Origin of the sequence: Lelliottia sp. AC1 (assembly GCF_023278595.1) — a bacterium.
In the GTDB taxonomy this organism is placed as follows: Bacteria; Pseudomonadota; Gammaproteobacteria; order Enterobacterales; family Enterobacteriaceae; genus Enterobacter; species Enterobacter nimipressuralis.
This window is the reverse complement of record NZ_CP025699.1, coordinates 21,038-35,933: the sequence shown is the minus strand read 5'-3', so window position 1 is coordinate 35,933 and position 14,896 is coordinate 21,038. Positions and strand designations below refer to the sequence as shown.

12 protein-coding genes are annotated in these 14,896 nt (G+C 53.7%); 1 reads left to right on the top strand and 11 read right to left on the bottom strand.

The window, feature by feature from the left end; genetic code table 11:
• Window positions 1–40: 40 nt before the first annotated feature.
• From pstA to glmU, 5 genes are all read right to left on the bottom strand, one after another.
• Entirely contained in the window at window positions 41–931 is an 891-nt protein-coding gene (pstA, locus tag C0560_RS00155; RefSeq protein WP_100778289.1) for a phosphate ABC transporter permease PstA, read from the bottom strand.
• Window positions 931–1,890, bottom strand: coding sequence for a phosphate ABC transporter permease PstC (gene pstC / locus C0560_RS00150; protein WP_100778290.1), 960 nt, complete (start codon window positions 1,888–1,890; stop codon window positions 931–933). The genes pstA and pstC overlap by 1 nt, the downstream gene beginning before the upstream one ends.
• A gap of 76 nt (window positions 1,891–1,966) precedes the next feature.
• A complete protein-coding gene (gene pstS / locus C0560_RS00145) occupies window positions 1,967–3,007 on the bottom strand; it encodes a phosphate ABC transporter substrate-binding protein PstS (protein WP_102105125.1) in 1,041 nt (346 codons plus the stop codon).
• A gap of 321 nt (window positions 3,008–3,328) precedes the next feature.
• Window positions 3,329–5,158: a glutamine--fructose-6-phosphate transaminase (isomerizing) gene (gene glmS / locus C0560_RS00140; protein ID WP_248859375.1), complete on the bottom strand. Its 1,830-nt coding sequence runs from the start codon at window positions 5,156–5,158 to the stop codon at window positions 3,329–3,331.
• Between the two features lie 288 nt (window positions 5,159–5,446).
• A complete protein-coding gene (gene glmU / locus C0560_RS00135; RefSeq protein ID WP_248859374.1) occupies window positions 5,447–6,817 on the bottom strand; it encodes a bifunctional UDP-N-acetylglucosamine diphosphorylase/glucosamine-1-phosphate N-acetyltransferase GlmU in 1,371 nt (456 codons plus the stop codon).
• Between the two features lie 344 nt (window positions 6,818–7,161).
• On the opposite strand from glmU, the gene C0560_RS00130 reads away from it, so the two are divergent.
• Entirely contained in the window at window positions 7,162–9,258 is a 2,097-nt protein-coding gene (locus C0560_RS00130) for a right-handed parallel beta-helix repeat-containing protein (RefSeq protein WP_248859372.1), read from the top strand.
• Window positions 9,259–9,560: 302 nt separating this feature from the next.
• Here the strand turns inward: C0560_RS00130 and C0560_RS00125 are convergent, their stop codons facing one another.
• The 6 genes from C0560_RS00125 to atpF are packed head-to-tail and all read right to left on the bottom strand — an operon-like array spanning window position 9,561 to window position 14,896.
• Window positions 9,561–9,980 (bottom strand): F0F1 ATP synthase subunit epsilon, encoded by a 420-nt coding sequence (locus C0560_RS00125; RefSeq protein WP_248859370.1) that lies wholly within the window; start codon window positions 9,978–9,980, stop codon window positions 9,561–9,563.
• Between the two features lie 20 nt (window positions 9,981–10,000).
• Window positions 10,001–11,383: a F0F1 ATP synthase subunit beta gene (gene atpD / locus C0560_RS00120; protein WP_100778296.1), complete on the bottom strand. Its 1,383-nt coding sequence runs from the start codon at window positions 11,381–11,383 to the stop codon at window positions 10,001–10,003.
• A gap of 26 nt (window positions 11,384–11,409) precedes the next feature.
• The gene (atpG, locus tag C0560_RS00115; protein ID WP_100778297.1) at window positions 11,410–12,273 is read right to left on the bottom strand and encodes a F0F1 ATP synthase subunit gamma; all 864 of its coding nucleotides are present in this window, start codon (window positions 12,271–12,273) and stop codon (window positions 11,410–11,412) included.
• A gap of 50 nt (window positions 12,274–12,323) precedes the next feature.
• Window positions 12,324–13,865 (bottom strand): F0F1 ATP synthase subunit alpha, encoded by a 1,542-nt coding sequence (gene atpA, locus C0560_RS00110; protein WP_100778298.1) that lies wholly within the window; start codon window positions 13,863–13,865, stop codon window positions 12,324–12,326.
• 12 nt (window positions 13,866–13,877) lie between these two features.
• Entirely contained in the window at window positions 13,878–14,411 is a 534-nt protein-coding gene (gene atpH, locus C0560_RS00105) for a F0F1 ATP synthase subunit delta (RefSeq protein WP_100778299.1), read from the bottom strand.
• Window positions 14,412–14,425: 14 nt separating this feature from the next.
• Window positions 14,426–14,896 (bottom strand): F0F1 ATP synthase subunit B, encoded by a 471-nt coding sequence (atpF, locus tag C0560_RS00100; protein ID WP_015961084.1) that lies wholly within the window; start codon window positions 14,894–14,896, stop codon window positions 14,426–14,428.

Sequence of the window (14,896 nt, the reverse complement as noted above, 5' to 3'; positions counted from 1 at the left end):
ATTTCCTCATTCGGCGCCGCGTGATGCCGCGCCGTCAAAATTAACCGTGTTTCTGCTTCGCGAAGATGACGCGCGCCAGAATGTTCAGCAACAGTACGCAAAGGGTAATAATCAGCACGCCGGCCCAGGCCAGCTGCTGCCACTCCGCGAACGGGCTCATCGCAAATTTAAAGATAGTGACCGGCAGGTTGGCGATGGGCTGCATCATGTCCGTGCTCCAGAACTGGTTGGAGAGCGCGGTGAACAGCAGCGGCGCGGTTTCACCCGCAATACGCGCAATTGCCAGCAGGATACCGGTCATGATCCCCGAGACCGACGCTTTCAGCGTGATCGCCGAAATCATTTTCCATTTCGGTGTGCCGAGTGCGTAGGCCGCTTCGCGCAGGCTGTCCGGCACCAGTTTCAGCATGTTCTCGGTGGTACGAATAACGATAGGCACCTGCAGCAGCGCCAGCGCAATCACGCCCGCCCAGCCGGAGAAGTGCTCCATCTGCGCTACCACAATGGTGTAGACGAACAGACCGACAACGATAGACGGCGCAGAGAGCAGGATGTCGTTGATGAAACGAATCACTTCCGCGACCCAGGATTTACGGCCATATTCCGCCAGATAAATCCCCGCCATGATCCCGAGCGGCGTACCGACTGCGGTCGCCCACAGGATCAGCAACCCGCTGCCCGCCAGGGCGTTCGCCAGGCCACCGCCCGCCGTATTCGGCGGCGGCGTCATTTCGGTGAACAGGGCAATCGACATCCCGTCGATGCCGCGCGTAATGGTAGAAAACAGGATCCACACCAGCCAGAACAGGCCAAACGCCATCGTTGCCATCGACAGCGTCAGCGCCAGACGGTTCTTCATGCGGCGGCGCGCCTGCATTTTGCGGCGAGATTCAGCCAGTTCAGCGGTGGATTGCATTTCGAGAGTCGTCATTAGCGTGCCCCCTCACTTTTTGCGAGGCGCATGATCATCAGCTTGGAGATCGCCAGAACAATAAAGGTGATAACAAACAGAATCAGGCCCAGCTCCATCAGTGCCGCCACGTGCAGCCCAGATTCCGCTTCGGCGAACTCATTCGCCAGCGCAGAGGTGATACTGTTGCCCGGCATATAGAGCGAAACGCTGTCGAGCTGGTAGGTGTTACCGATGATAAAGGTCACGGCCATGGTTTCACCCAGCGCGCGCCCGAGGCCCAGCATGATACCGCCGATAACACCATTTTTGGTGAACGGCAGGACGATACGCCAGATCACTTCCCAGGTGGTGCAACCGATCCCGTAGGCCGACTCTTTCATCATCACCGGGGTTTGTTCGAAGACATCGCGCATGACCGCCGCAATGTACGGAATAATCATGATGGCGAGAATTACGCCTGCCGCCAGAATACCAATCCCGAAGGCCGGACCGGAGAACAGCGCGCCCACAAATGGAATGTTGGAGAGGATATTCCCCACCGGCTCCTGGAAGTAGGTCGCGAACAGCGGCGCAAAGATGAACAGGCCCCACATGCCGTAAACGATACTCGGGATCGCCGCCAGCAGTTCAATCGCAATACCCAGCGGGCGTCGCAACCAGCCAGGCGCCAGCTCCGTCAGGAACAAGGCGATACCAAAGCTCACCGGAACGGCAATCAGCAGGGCGATAAACGAGGTCACGAGCGTGCCGTAAATCGGCACCAGCGCACCGTAGATATCGTTTGGCGCGTCCCACTCTTTGGTCCACAGGAAGGAGAAACCGAATTTCTGGATGCTCGGCCAGGAGGAGAAAATCAGGGACACGATAATGCCGCCCAGCAGCAATAGCACAATCAGCGCAGCCAGTCGGACCAGCGCGCTGAAAATCTTGTCACCATGTTTCCCCGGAGGGCTAAAAGCAGGCTTGGTTGCAGCCATAAATCACTCTTCTGTTAAATACGTTTTACGAATAAGGGCGGGTGAAATCACCCGCCATTTTCGTCAGAATGCTGAATCAGTACAATGCTTTACCGCTGCTATCTTTTACGTTGGTTTTCCATGCAGCACGAATCTGCTCAACCACGCTGTCTGGCAGGCTGGCGTAATCCAGGTCATTAGCCTGTTTGCCGCCGTTTTTGTACGCCCAGTCGAAGAACTTCAGCACTTCGGCGCCCTGCTCAGGTTTCTTCTGATCTTTGTGGATCAGGATGAAAGTGGTGGAGGTAATTGGCCACGCCTCGTCACCTTTCTGGTTAGTCAGGTCCTGCGCGAAAGATTTGCTCCAGTCTGCGCCTTTGGCAGCGTTCGCAAAGTTCTCTTCAGTCGGGCTAACCGGTTTGCCGTCGGCAGAGATGAGCTTGGTGTAAGCCAGGTTGTTCTGCTTAGCATAAGCGTACTCTACGTAGCCGATTGAGCCAGGCAGACGCTGTACGAATGCGGCGATACCGTCATTACCTTTGCCGCCCAGACCCGTCGGCCAGTTCACGGTAGAGCCAGAACCGACTTTGGATTTCCACTCTTCGTTCACTTTCGCCAGGTAGCTGGTGAAGACGAAGGAGGTGCCGGAACCGTCAGCGCGACGAACCACAGCGATGTTCTGCGAAGGCAGTTTTACACCTGGGTTCAGTTTGGTGATGGCTTCGTCATCCCATTTTTTGATTTTGCCGAGATAGATATCACCCAGCGTTTTGCCATCCAGCACCAGTTCGCCAGATTTGAGGCCAGGGATATTCACGGCCAGCACAACACCACCGATCACGGTCGGGAACTGGAACAGACCTTCCTGAGCCAGTTTGTCATCAGACAGCGGAGCGTCTGATGCGCCGAAATCAACGGTATTCGCCGTAATTTGTTTAACGCCACCGGAGGAGCCGATACCCTGATAGTTAACCTTGTTGCCGGTTTCTTTCTGGTAAGTATCAGCCCATTTGGCATACACCGGCGCAGGGAATGTTGCACCAGCGCCAGTCAGGCTTGCTTCTGCGAATACAGAGAAAGCGCTCAGAGATAAGGTCGCGGCGACAACAGTTGCGACAGTGGTACGCATAACTTTCATAATGTCTCCTGCAAGATTTCGTAAATCATTGTTTGAGTGGCTACGATGAGCAAAATAGGACAAACAGGTGACAGATAAATGTACGAATTATGACAGTTTTATGACACTGAAAGTTTGACTTAAGATTTCACAAAATTAGACTTAATAATCATCGCGTTAGCCACTTATGTGACAGTGGGATTTCAGAAAAATTTTCTTTCTGTGACACAGTAATGTGTAGCTGAAGATGACAGATTGTCATAAATAAAAAAAATAAGAATGGATGAAAAACGAACCGGGAAGGGATAAAAAAGCTCCACCCGAAGGTGGAGCCTGAAGGGATTATTCTACGGTGACGGACTTCGCCAGGTTACGCGGCTGGTCAACGTCGGTGCCTTTGATCAGCGCGACGTGATACGCCAGCAGCTGCAGCGGAACGGTGTAGAAGATCGGGGCAATGACCTCTTCCACATGCGGCATCTCAATGATGTGCATGTTGTCGTTGCTGACGAACCCGGCGTCCTGATCGGCGAAGACGTAAAGCTGGCCGCCACGGGCACGCACTTCTTCGATGTTCGATTTCAGTTTTTCCAGCAATTCATTGTTCGGTGCAACGACGATGACCGGCATATCTGCATCAATCAGCGCCAGCGGGCCGTGTTTCAGCTCGCCTGCGGCGTAGGCTTCCGCATGAATGTAAGAGATCTCTTTCAGCTTCAGCGCGCCTTCCAGCGCGATAGGGTACTGATCGCCACGACCGAGGAACAGCGCGTGGTGTTTGTCAGAGAAATCTTCAGCCAGCGCTTCGATGCGTTTGTCCTGGGACAGCATCTGCTCGATACGGCTCGGCAGCGTCTGCAGCCCGTGAACGATATCGTGCTCGATAGACGCATCCTGGCCTTTCAGACGCGCCAGTTTCGCCACCAGCATCAACAGCACAGTCAGCTGGGTGGTGAACGCTTTGGTCGATGCCACGCCGATTTCGGTGCCGGCTTTGGTCATCAGCGCCAGATCCGATTCACGTACCAGAGAAGAACCCGGCACGTTACAGATCGCCAGCGAACCAAGATAACCCAGCTCTTTCGACAGACGCAGTGCTGCCAGGGTATCCGCCGTTTCACCGGACTGGGAAAGGGTGATCATCAGGCTGTTACGGCGCACCGCTGATTTGCGGTAGCGGAATTCCGAGGCGATTTCGACATCGCACGGTACGCCCGCCAGCGCTTCAAACCAGTAGCGCGACACCATCCCCGAGTTGTAAGAGGTCCCGCAGGCCACAATCTGAATATGCTCGACGTTGGCCAGCATTTCGTTGGCGTTAGCGCCCAGCTCGCTGAGATCCACCTCGCCGTGGCTGATACGCCCGGTCAGGGTGTTCTTGATCGCGTTCGGCTGCTCGTAGATCTCTTTCTGCATGTAGTGACGGTACGCGCCTTTGTCGCCCGCGTCGTACTGCAGGTTGGATTCGATCTCCTGACGCTTCACCTGCGCGCCGGATTTATCAAAGACCGTCACACTGCGACGGGTCACTTCCGCGATATCGCCCTCTTCCAGGAAGATGAAGCGACGGGTCACCGGCAGCAGTGCCAGCTGATCGGAAGCAATGAAGTTTTCGCCCATCCCCATTCCGATCACCATCGGGCTACCGGAACGTGCCGCCAGCAGGGTGCCCGGATCGCGGGAATCCATAATCACTGTACCGTACGCACCGCGCAGCTGAGGAATGGCGCGCAGCACCGCTTCACGCAGCGTACCGCCCTGCTCCAGCTCCCAGTGAACCAGGTGAGCGATAACTTCGGTGTCAGTTTCAGAGACAAAAGTGTAGCCACGCCCTTTCAACTCTTCGCGCAGCGGTTCGTGGTTTTCGATAATGCCGTTATGCACCACCACGATGTGTTCAGACACATGCGGGTGGGCGTTACCTTCAGACGGTTCACCGTGCGTTGCCCAGCGGGTGTGCGCGATGCCTGTTCCGCCGTGCAGCGGCGTTTCTTCCGCGGCTTGCGCCAGCATTTGCACTTTACCGAGACGGCGCAGGCGGGTCATGTGACCTTCTGCATCAACCACTGCCAGACCGGCAGAGTCATAGCCACGGTATTCCAGACGGCGTAAACCTTCGAGAAGGATTTCAGCAATATCACGCTGCGCAACTGCGCCAACAATTCCACACATAGTTAGATTTCCTGATAATGGCGATTTGCCATGCGTTGTCGCTGACCTGTATTACTCTTCGTCTTTTACGCTGTGACTGTATTGGCGGGCATGTTTTCCGCCGGGTCACAACGCGAAATCCTTTGAGTAATGCCCGTTAGGGCGCCCCGAGCCTTGTAGAGAGTGGGGTTATATTTATAGGTACTGCCTTTGGGCGGGGGATTATGTTATCCCCTCATCCCCTGTCCACCGGCAATGCCGACAGACAAATTCGTCGGGCGAGTAAGCGAAGTGCCACCCGCCCTGGTTTTACTTTTTCTTCACCGGACGCTGCCAGCCTTGCTTGTGAACTTGCGGTACGCGGCTGAGCACCAGCTCATTGTCCGCCACATCGCGCGTCACGGTCGTTCCGGCGGCGATGGTCACACCGTTGCCGACGGTGACCGGAGCCACCAGCTGCGTATCGGAGCCAACAAACACATCGTTACCGATAATGGTTTTAAACTTGTTCGCGCCATCGTAGTTACAGGTGATGGTACCCGCACCGATATTGACGTTATCGCCAATTTCCGCGTCGCCCAGATAGGTCAGATGACCGGCTTTGGAGCCTTTACCCAGACGCGCTTTTTTCATCTCGACGAAGTTACCGACGTGAGCGCCTTCCAGCAGCTCAGCGCCTGGACGCAGACGCGCGAACGGCCCGATGGTGCAGGCCGCTTCCAGATGCGCATCTTCCACCACGCTATACGGGCTGATTTCGCAGTCATCGCCAATCACGCTATTTTTGATCACGCAGCCGGTACCGATTTTGACGCGATTCCCCAGCGTGACCTGACCTTCAATAATAACGTTAGTGTCGATTGCCACATCACGCCCGTGAATCAACGCCCCGCGCAGATCAAAACGCGCCGGATCGCGCAGCATGACACCTGCCAGCAGCAGCTTTTCAGCCTGCTCAGCCTGGTAAACGCGCTCAAGACGGGAGAGCTGCAGACGGTTGTTCACGCCCTCAACTTCGCTCAGGCGATCGGGATGAACCGCCACGATCTCGTTACCTTCCTGGTGCGCCAGGGCAATGATATCGGTGATGTAGTATTCACCCTGGGCATTGTTGTTGTTCAGTTTAGCCAGCCAGCGCTTCATGTCAGCGCCGTTGGCAATCAGGATTCCGGTATTGATTTCCTGAATCTGACGCTGTTCGTCAGAGGCATCTTTGTGCTCAACGATACCGGTCACTTTGCCATTTTCACGCGTGATACGGCCATAGCCTGTCGGGTCGTCCAGTTTGACGGTCAGTAAACCGATGCCGCCCTGCGGTTTGGCTTCACGCAGGCGAGTCAGGGTTTCCACCGCGATCAGCGGGACATCACCGTAGAGCATCAGAATGTCTTCGTCATCCGCAAAGAACGGCGCGGCCTGCTGCATCGCATGGCCCGTTCCCAGCTGTTCTGCCTGAAGTACCCAGTTGAGTTTGTCATCGCGCAGCGTTTGCTTAAGCAGATCGCCGCCGTGGCCGTACACCAGATGCACTTTGCTGGCGCCCAATTCGCTTGCGGCATCAATGACATGCTGCACCATTGGCTTTCCTGCCAGGGTGTGAAGCACCTTAGGAAGATCGGAATACATGCGGGTACCTTTGCCTGCGGCAAGAATGACCACGCTCATCGTATTGTTCAACATACGCGTCCTGACTGTAATTTGAGTGAGAAGTAAAACCCTTTGACGTTGAAAATTCTACATATTTTGCGCCATAAAATGGACTGCTGGTAAAACGCTCAACATCGGCTGCTTATCGCTATTTGAGGATAGATTTGAGGCCAGAGTAAATCACTTTTTCTCTGGAAAATAGCTTTCTTGCGGCAAGTCGTAAGCGTTCACAACAGGTTAGCTATTTTTTCGCCTCAAGAATAAAGATCGCTCTAAAGCAAAACAGCGTTTTAATTATTCAATATTGTGACATCTAAAAAAGAAACAGCGTTTCATCTTGATGATAATGGCGCTCAATTATCAATCAGGAGAATAAAATGAATTATAAAATACCTCTGGCCCTAATGATGTGTAGCTCCTTTGCTGTCTCGGCTGCTGAGCAGCACGTCTGGAAAGCCATTGCCTTTGGGCAGTCTACGGATCTGAATTTTTCCTCGAACGTCCTGCCGGAAAAAATCGGCGTCAACGATGTCACCATTGATGGCAAAAAACTTACGCCGCAGGACACTGCGGATCTCACGAAACCCGTCACCCTTGAAAGCCGGGGCGGTAAGATCGCCAACTCTCACGATGGGTTAACCTTTTTCTATACCGAACTGCCCACCAGCGACAATTTCGAACTGCAGGCTACCGTTCGGGTTGAGCAGTTTGGGCCTGAGAATGGCGCAAAACCCGCCGCGCAGGAGGGGGCTGGCCTGCTGGTGCGTGATGTAATCGGTGTGCCGCGCCAGCAGCCGCTCAAGGAGGGCTATGAAGAGTTTCCTGCCGCCTCCAACCTGGTGATGAACGCCATCATGACGCAGGATAAAAAGGACAATGTGCGGGTAAAAATGCAGGCGATCACCCGCGAGGGGATTTCTCAACCCTGGGGCAATGCGGGTGCAGGAATCAAAAAGCAAAGCTACAAAGAGGAGATCGACCTGAGCCAGACGCCGGAATTCCGTCTGAAACTGCAACGAACCAACGACGGATTTATTACAGCCTGGTCGCCCGTCGGCAGCGATGCCTGGGTGAGCCAAAGCGTGCCACGCGCGGATCTTATTTCAGTGCAGAAAAGGGACCATTATTACGTCGGCTTCTTCGCCTCACGTAATGCAAAAATAACGGTGTCAGATGCCTCTCTCATGACTTCAGCGGCAGAAACGGTCACCTCAAAACCCTGGCAGGCAAAAGCGCTGCCGGTGGTGGTGCAGCTGAATTCCGCAGCGAAAAGCACATCAGAGAAGTATCAGGTGCAGGCCCGGGCGAATAGCGACGGCGTTTTCAGCGTGCGTCAGAACGAAGTGGTGATCGGTAATGATAAAGCGGTCAAAGCCGGAGAGATGTACTCCCTGCCGACCACGCTGACAGAGACCAATGCCTTTAACCTGAGCTTTACGCCCGCGCAGGGAGATACGGTTCATCAGCAGTTCACTGTCGAGAAGGTCGATGGTTTTACGGCACAGACACTTTACGCCGCACCTGACGGCACGGCCAACGGACAGGGAACGATCGCCTCGCCGCTGGATTTGGCGAGTGCAATTAACCTGCTTGCACCGGGCGGCACCCTTATCCTGAAAGCCGGAGAGTATCCGCGCAGCGATATCCCACTGGCGGCCAGCGGTCATGCCGAACAGCGTAAAACGTTGCAGGCAGAAGGCAAAGCCGTGATCCATGGTCTGCTGGTGGACGCCAGCTACTGGAACATTAAAGGCGTCGATATTACGGACAAAAGCCTGCGCATCCAGGGCAGCCATAACCTGATTGAAAATGTGACCGCATACCGTAACGACGATACGGGCATTCAGATATCGTCCCCGGATAACGTGGGCCGACCGCTGTGGGCAAGCGATAACCGGGTGATCAACTCTGAGTCTTACGCCAACGTTGATCCCGGCAAAATCAATGCCGATGGGTTTGCGGTGAAGATGCGCGTGGGTGAGGGCAATCGTCTGGAGAACTGCTATTCCCACGACAATATCGACGATGGCTTTGACCTGTTTAATAAGATAGAAGACGGCGCAAATGGGGTTGTGGTGATCGAGAACTCTATCGCCCGCAATAATACCAGCAACGGCTTTAAACTGGGGGGAGAGGGGCAGCCAGTGGCGCATGAAGTGCGTAACAGCAAGGCGGAAGGGAATCAGCTGGACGGGTTTACCGACAACTTCAATCCCGGGAAACTGGTGGTGACGAACAATGTGGCGGTGGACAATCAGCGATTTAACTTTATCTTCCGTCCGAGTCCGTATGGAGATGCCTCAACGCAGGGTATTTTCAGCAGGAACAAATCCGTGCGGACAAAACCGGGCCGCTATGACGATGCCGTGGTCGGCAATATTGATGAGACGAATTATTTTATCGCGGACGGGAAAAGCGTGAATAACAGCGGGGAAGTGCTGCCAGATGGCGCTTCGCTTATCACACAACGGTAAGCGTGGCGCCACTCGGCATACAGCAGATTACAGATTGAACGTGCCGAAAGAGACGTTCATATTGCTGAAGAGAGCGATGACTTTATTGATCAGTTTCATGTTGGTATCCCAATGTTGTTGGAGTTAATTATGTGACACACATCACAAAAAGAAGTCTACTCCTCAATATTTAACCGATCAATATTTTTGTGATGAAAATCACAAAAAATTAAAACACCTTTTCAGTTCCATAAAATCTGAAACGCAGCCATAAAAAAAGCCAGTCTGAAACCAGACTGGCTTTTGTGCTTTTCAAGCCGGTGTTACATCGCTTTTTTGGTCAACTCGATAACGCGCNGTTTCGCGATCGCTTTGGCCAGCTCAGCTGAGGCCTGTGCGTAATCCACGTCGCCGTGAGAGCTCTTAATGTGCTCTTCCGCTTTACGCTTGGCTTCCAGAGCTCGCGCTTCGTCGAGATCCTGGCCACGAATAGCGGTATCAGCAAGAACGGTCACACTACCAGGCTGCACTTCAATCATGCCGCCGGACAGATAGATAAACTCTTCATGACCGAACTGTTTCACGATGCGGATCATACCAGGCTTAATGGCGGTGAGCAGCGGTGCGTGCCCTGGGAAAATACCCAGTTCACCTTCACTACCCGTTACCTGGATTTTTTCGACCAGACCAGAGAACAGCTGTTGCTCTGCGCTGACGACGTCCAGGTGGTAAGTCATTGCCATATCACCCTCCGATTAAGGCGTTAAAGTTTTTTGGCTTTTTCCACGGCTTCGTCGATGGAACCAACCATGTAGAACGCCTGCTCTGGCAGGTGATCGTATTCGCCTTCCATGATGCCTTTAAAGCCACGGATGGTGTCTTTCAGGGAAACGTATTTACCCGGAGAACCGGTGAATACTTCCGCAACGAAGAACGGCTGGGACAGGAAGCGCTGAATCTTACGCGCGCGAGCTACCACCAGTTTGTCTTCTTCAGACAGCTCATCCATACCCAGGATGGCGATGATGTCTTTCAGTTCCTGGTAACGCTGCAGCAGGGACTGTACGCCACGCGCGGTGTCGTAGTGTTCCTGACCAACAACCAGTGGATCCAGCTGACGGCTGGTGGAGTCCAGCGGGTCAACGGCCGGGTAGATACCCAGAGACGCGATCTGACGGCTCAGTACCACGGTTGCATCTAAGTGAGCAAAGGTGGTGGCTGGTGATGGGTCAGTCAAGTCATCCGCAGGTACGTATACCGCCTGTACGGAGGTGATAGAACCGGTTTTGGTTGAAGTGATACGTTCCTGCAGAACGCCCATCTCTTCCGCCAGAGTCGGCTGATAACCTACCGCTGAAGGCATACGACCCAGCAGTGCAGATACTTCAGTACCGGCCAGGGTGTAACGATAGATGTTATCGACGAACAGCAGTACGTCACGACCTTCGTCACGGAACTTCTCAGCCATAGTCAGGCCGGTCAGTGCCACACGCAGACGGTTTCCTGGTGGCTCGTTCATCTGGCCGTAAACCAGGGATACTTTATCCAGAACGTTGGAATCGGTCATTTCGTGGTAGAAGTCGTTACCCTCACGAGTACGCTCACCCACGCCTGCAAACACGGAGTAACCGGAGTGCTCGATCGCGATGTTACGGATCAGCTCCATCATGTTTACGGTTTTACCTACACCCGCACCACCGAACAGACCGACTTTACCGCCCTTAGCAAACGGACACATCAGGTCGATAACTTTGATGCCGGTTTCCAGCAGTTCCTGAGAGCTTGACAGCTCTTCGTAGGAAGGTGCTGCACGGTGGATTGCCCAACGGTCTTCTTCACCGATGTCGCCTTTCATATCGATCGGCTGACCCAGCACGTTCATGATACGACCCAGCGTTGCTTTACCAACCGGGACTTCGATCGGGTGCTCGAGGTCTTTTACTTCCAGACCACGACGCAGACCGTCGGAAGAACCCATGGCGATGGTACGCACGATACCACCACCGAGCTGCTGCTGAACTTCCAGCACCAGGCTCTCATTACCATTCATAACCTCAAGAGCATCGTACACGCGCGGTACGGCATCCTGAGGGAATTCGACGTCAACCACGGCGCCGATTACCTGGACAATTTTTCCAGTAGCCATCTTGAATCCTCTACGAATTAACCTGGTTATACCGCGGATGCACCACCGACGATTTCGGTGAGTTCCTGAGTAATGCTGGCCTGACGAGCTTTGTTGTATACCAACTGCAGCTCTTTAATCAGGCTGCCGCCATTGTCGGTCGCGGCTTTCATCGCCACCATACGTGCGGCCTGCTCGCTGGCCAGGTTTTCTACCACGCCCTGATAAACCTGAGATTCAACGTAACGACGCAGCAGGGTATCCAGCAGCGGTTTCGGATCGGGTTCATACAGATAATCCCAGGCTTTATGTTTTAACTCTTCATCTTCTGATGCCGGCAAAGGCAGCAGCTGAGTGAGTGTCGGAACCTGAGACATGGTATTAATAAATTTGTTGCTGACAACGTACAGCCTGTCCAGACGGCCTTCATCATAGGCCTGCAACATCACTTTAACCGGGCCGATCAGTTCGGACAGGGACGGGTTATCACCCATGCCAGTCACCTGAGCGACAATATTGCCACCCACTGAATTAAAGAAAGAAACGCCCTTGGAGCCGATCATCGCGATATCGCTCTGAACGCCTTTGTCGGACCAGACTTTCATATCCGCCAGCAGCTTTTTGAACAGGTTAATGTTCAAGCCACCGCACAGACCACGGTCGGTAGACACCACCAGGTAGCCCACGCGTTTAACGTCGCGTTCTTCCAGGTAAGGATGCTTATATTCCAGATTACCGTTCGCAAGGTGACCAATCACTTTGCGCATGGTATCTGCATAAGGACGGCTGGCCGCCATGCGATCCTGCGATTTACGCATTTTGGAAGCGGCGACCATTTCCATCGCTTTAGTGATCTTCTGCGTGTTCTGGACGCTTGCGATCTTACTACGTATCTCTTTTGCGCCGGCCATGAGCTTCTCCTCAATGCCTTGCGGCCTGTCCTAAGACAAGCCGCCGGACGTTACCAGGACTGGGTTGCTTTGAAGGAATCGAGGATAGCTTTCAGCTTGCCTTCGATTTCGTCGTTATAGCCACCGGACTGGTTGATCTCTTGCATCAGCGGAGCGTGATCACGGTCAACGTAAGCCAGCAGTGCGGCTTCGAAGCTACCGATTTTCGCCAGTTCCACATCTTCGAGGTAACCGCGTTCAGCCGCGAACAGCACCAGGCCCTGTTGTGCAACAGACATAGGGGCATACTGTTTCTGTTTCAGCAGCTCGGTCACTTTCTGACCATGGCTTAACTGCTTACGGGTCGCTTCATCCAGATCGGAAGCGAACTGAGAGAACGCAGCCAGTTCACGATACTGTGCCAGAGCGGTACGAATACCACCGGACAGTTTCTTGATGATCTTAGTCTGAGCAGCACCACCCACACGGGATACGGAGATCCCTGGGTTAACCGCAGGACGAATACCGGAGTTGAACAGGTTGGTTTCGAGGAAGATCTGACCATCGGTAATGGAAATTACGTTGGTCGGAACGAACGCAGAAACGTCACCCGCCTGGGTTTCGATAATCGGCAGAGCAGTCAGAGAGCCGGTTTTACCTTTAACTTCACCATTGGTGAATTTCTCAACGTATTCCGCGTTAACGCGGGATGCGCGCTCCAGCAGACGGGAGTGGAGATAAAATACGTCGCCCGGGAATGCTTCACGTCCTGGTGGACGACGGAGCAGCAGGGAAACCTGACGGTAAGCAACAGCCTGTTTAGACAGGTCATCGTATACGATCAGCGCATCTTCACCGCGGTCACGGAAGTATTCGCCCATTGCGCAACCGGCATATGGCGCCAGGTATTGCAGTGCAGCAGATTCAGAAGCGGTTGCAACCACAACGATGGTGTTTGACAGCGCGCCGTGCTCTTCCAGTTTACGAACCACGTTAGAAATGGTGGACGCTTTCTGGCCGATAGCCACGTACACACATTTAATGCCGGAATCGCGCTGGTTGATGATCGCATCGATTGCCATCGCGGTTTTACCGGTCTGACGGTCACCGATGATCAGTTCACGCTGACCACGACCGATTGGGATCATGGCATCAACGGATTTGTAACCCGTCTGCACTGGCTGATCAACGGACTGACGTTCGATAACGCCCGGTGCGATAACTTCGATTGGCGAGAAGCCATCGTTATCAACTGGACCTTTACCGTCGATTGGTGCACCCAGGGTGTTCACCACGCGACCCAGCAGGCCACGGCCAACTGGAACTTCAAGAATACGACCAGTACATTTGACTTTCATGCCTTCGGCAAGGTCAGCGTACGGGCCCATAACTACAGCACCTACGGAGTCGCGCTCCAGGTTCAGTGCGATAGCGTAACGGTTTCCCGGCAGGGAAATCATCTCACCCTGCATACAATCGGCAAGGCCGTGGATGCGGATAACACCGTCACTTACAGAAACAATAGTACCTTCGTTGTGAGCTTCACTCACAACACTGAACTGAGCAATGCGCTGCTTGATCAGTTCGCTGATTTCGGTGGAATTCAGTTGCATGCTCCAGTCCCCTTAAGACTGCAAGACGTCTGCAAGGCGTTCAAGACGGCCGCGTACGCTGCCATCAATGACCATATCACCCGCTCGGATGATTACGCCTGCCATTACAGACTTATCGATTTTGCAATTCAGCTTAACTTTGCGTGACAGACGTTTTTCCATCGCGGCGGTGATCTTCGCAAGCTGTTCTTGGCTCAGTTCATTCGCAGAGGTTACTTCAACTTCGGCGGTAGCTTCACTGAGGGCACGTAAGTGCTCAAACTGCTCGAGAACATCCGGGAGCACTCGCAGACGACCATTCTCAGCCATGACCTTAATCAGGTTCTGGCCGTTGTCATCCAGTTGCTCACCACAAATGGCGATAAACGATGCAGCAAGGGTTTCAGGTGCTAAGGCACCGGAAAGCATCTCAGCCACTTGCTCGTTTTTCGTTACCTCAGCGGCAAACGCCAGCATATCCTGCCAGCGATCGACATTTTGGTGTTCGACAGCAAAGTCAAAAGCTGCTTTGGCGTAGGGGCGAGCTACCGTAACAAATTCAGACATCAGCCCCTCCCTCCTTACAGTTCAGCGACAAGTTTGTCCACGATGTCGCTGTTAGCAGCTTCATCCACGGAACGTTCGATGATCTTCTCGGCGCCAGCAACAGCCAGAATCGCAACCTGCTTACGCAGTTCTTCACGAGCACGTTTACGCTCAGCATCAATTTCAGCCTGAGCTTGTGCAACGATCTTAGTACGTTCCTGTTCTGCTTCAGCTTTGGCTTCGTCCAGGATCTGAGAACGGCGCTTGTTAGCCTGTTCAATGATTACCTGAGCTTCAGCTTTCGCTTTTTTCAGCTGGTCTGTCGCGTTGGCCTGTGCAAGGTCCAAATCTTTCTTAGCGCGCTCTGCGGAAGCCAGACCGTCAGCAATTTCTTTCTGACGTTTCTCGATGGCTGCCATTAAAGGCGGCCATACATACTTCATGCAGAACCAGACAAAGAGAATAAACGCGATGGCCTGGCCGAGGATTGTTGCGTTCATGTTCAC

Bases quoted from the DNA above. Each gene is read 5' to 3' on its own strand.
- pstA (WP_100778289.1), bottom strand. From the start codon at position 931: ATGACGACTCTCGAAATGCAATCCACCGCTGAACTGGCTGAATCTCGC.
- pstC (WP_100778290.1), bottom strand. From the start codon at position 1,890: ATGGCTGCAACCAAGCCTGCTTTTAGCCCTCCGGGGAAACATGGTGAC.
- pstS (WP_102105125.1), bottom strand. From the start codon at position 3,007: ATGAAAGTTATGCGTACCACTGTCGCAACTGTTGTCGCCGCGACCTTA.
- glmS (WP_248859375.1), bottom strand. From the start codon at position 5,158: ATGTGTGGAATTGTTGGCGCAGTTGCGCAGCGTGATATTGCTGAAATC.
- glmU (WP_248859374.1), bottom strand. From the start codon at position 6,817: ATGTTGAACAATACGATGAGCGTGGTCATTCTTGCCGCAGGCAAAGGT.
- C0560_RS00130 (WP_248859372.1), top strand. From the start codon at position 7,162: ATGAATTATAAAATACCTCTGGCCCTAATGATGTGTAGCTCCTTTGCT.
- atpD (WP_100778296.1), bottom strand. From the start codon at position 11,383: ATGGCTACTGGAAAAATTGTCCAGGTAATCGGCGCCGTGGTTGACGTC.
- atpG (WP_100778297.1), bottom strand. From the start codon at position 12,273: ATGGCCGGCGCAAAAGAGATACGTAGTAAGATCGCAAGCGTCCAGAAC.
- atpA (WP_100778298.1), bottom strand. From the start codon at position 13,865: ATGCAACTGAATTCCACCGAAATCAGCGAACTGATCAAGCAGCGCATT.
- atpH (WP_100778299.1), bottom strand. From the start codon at position 14,411: ATGTCTGAATTTGTTACGGTAGCTCGCCCCTACGCCAAAGCAGCTTTT.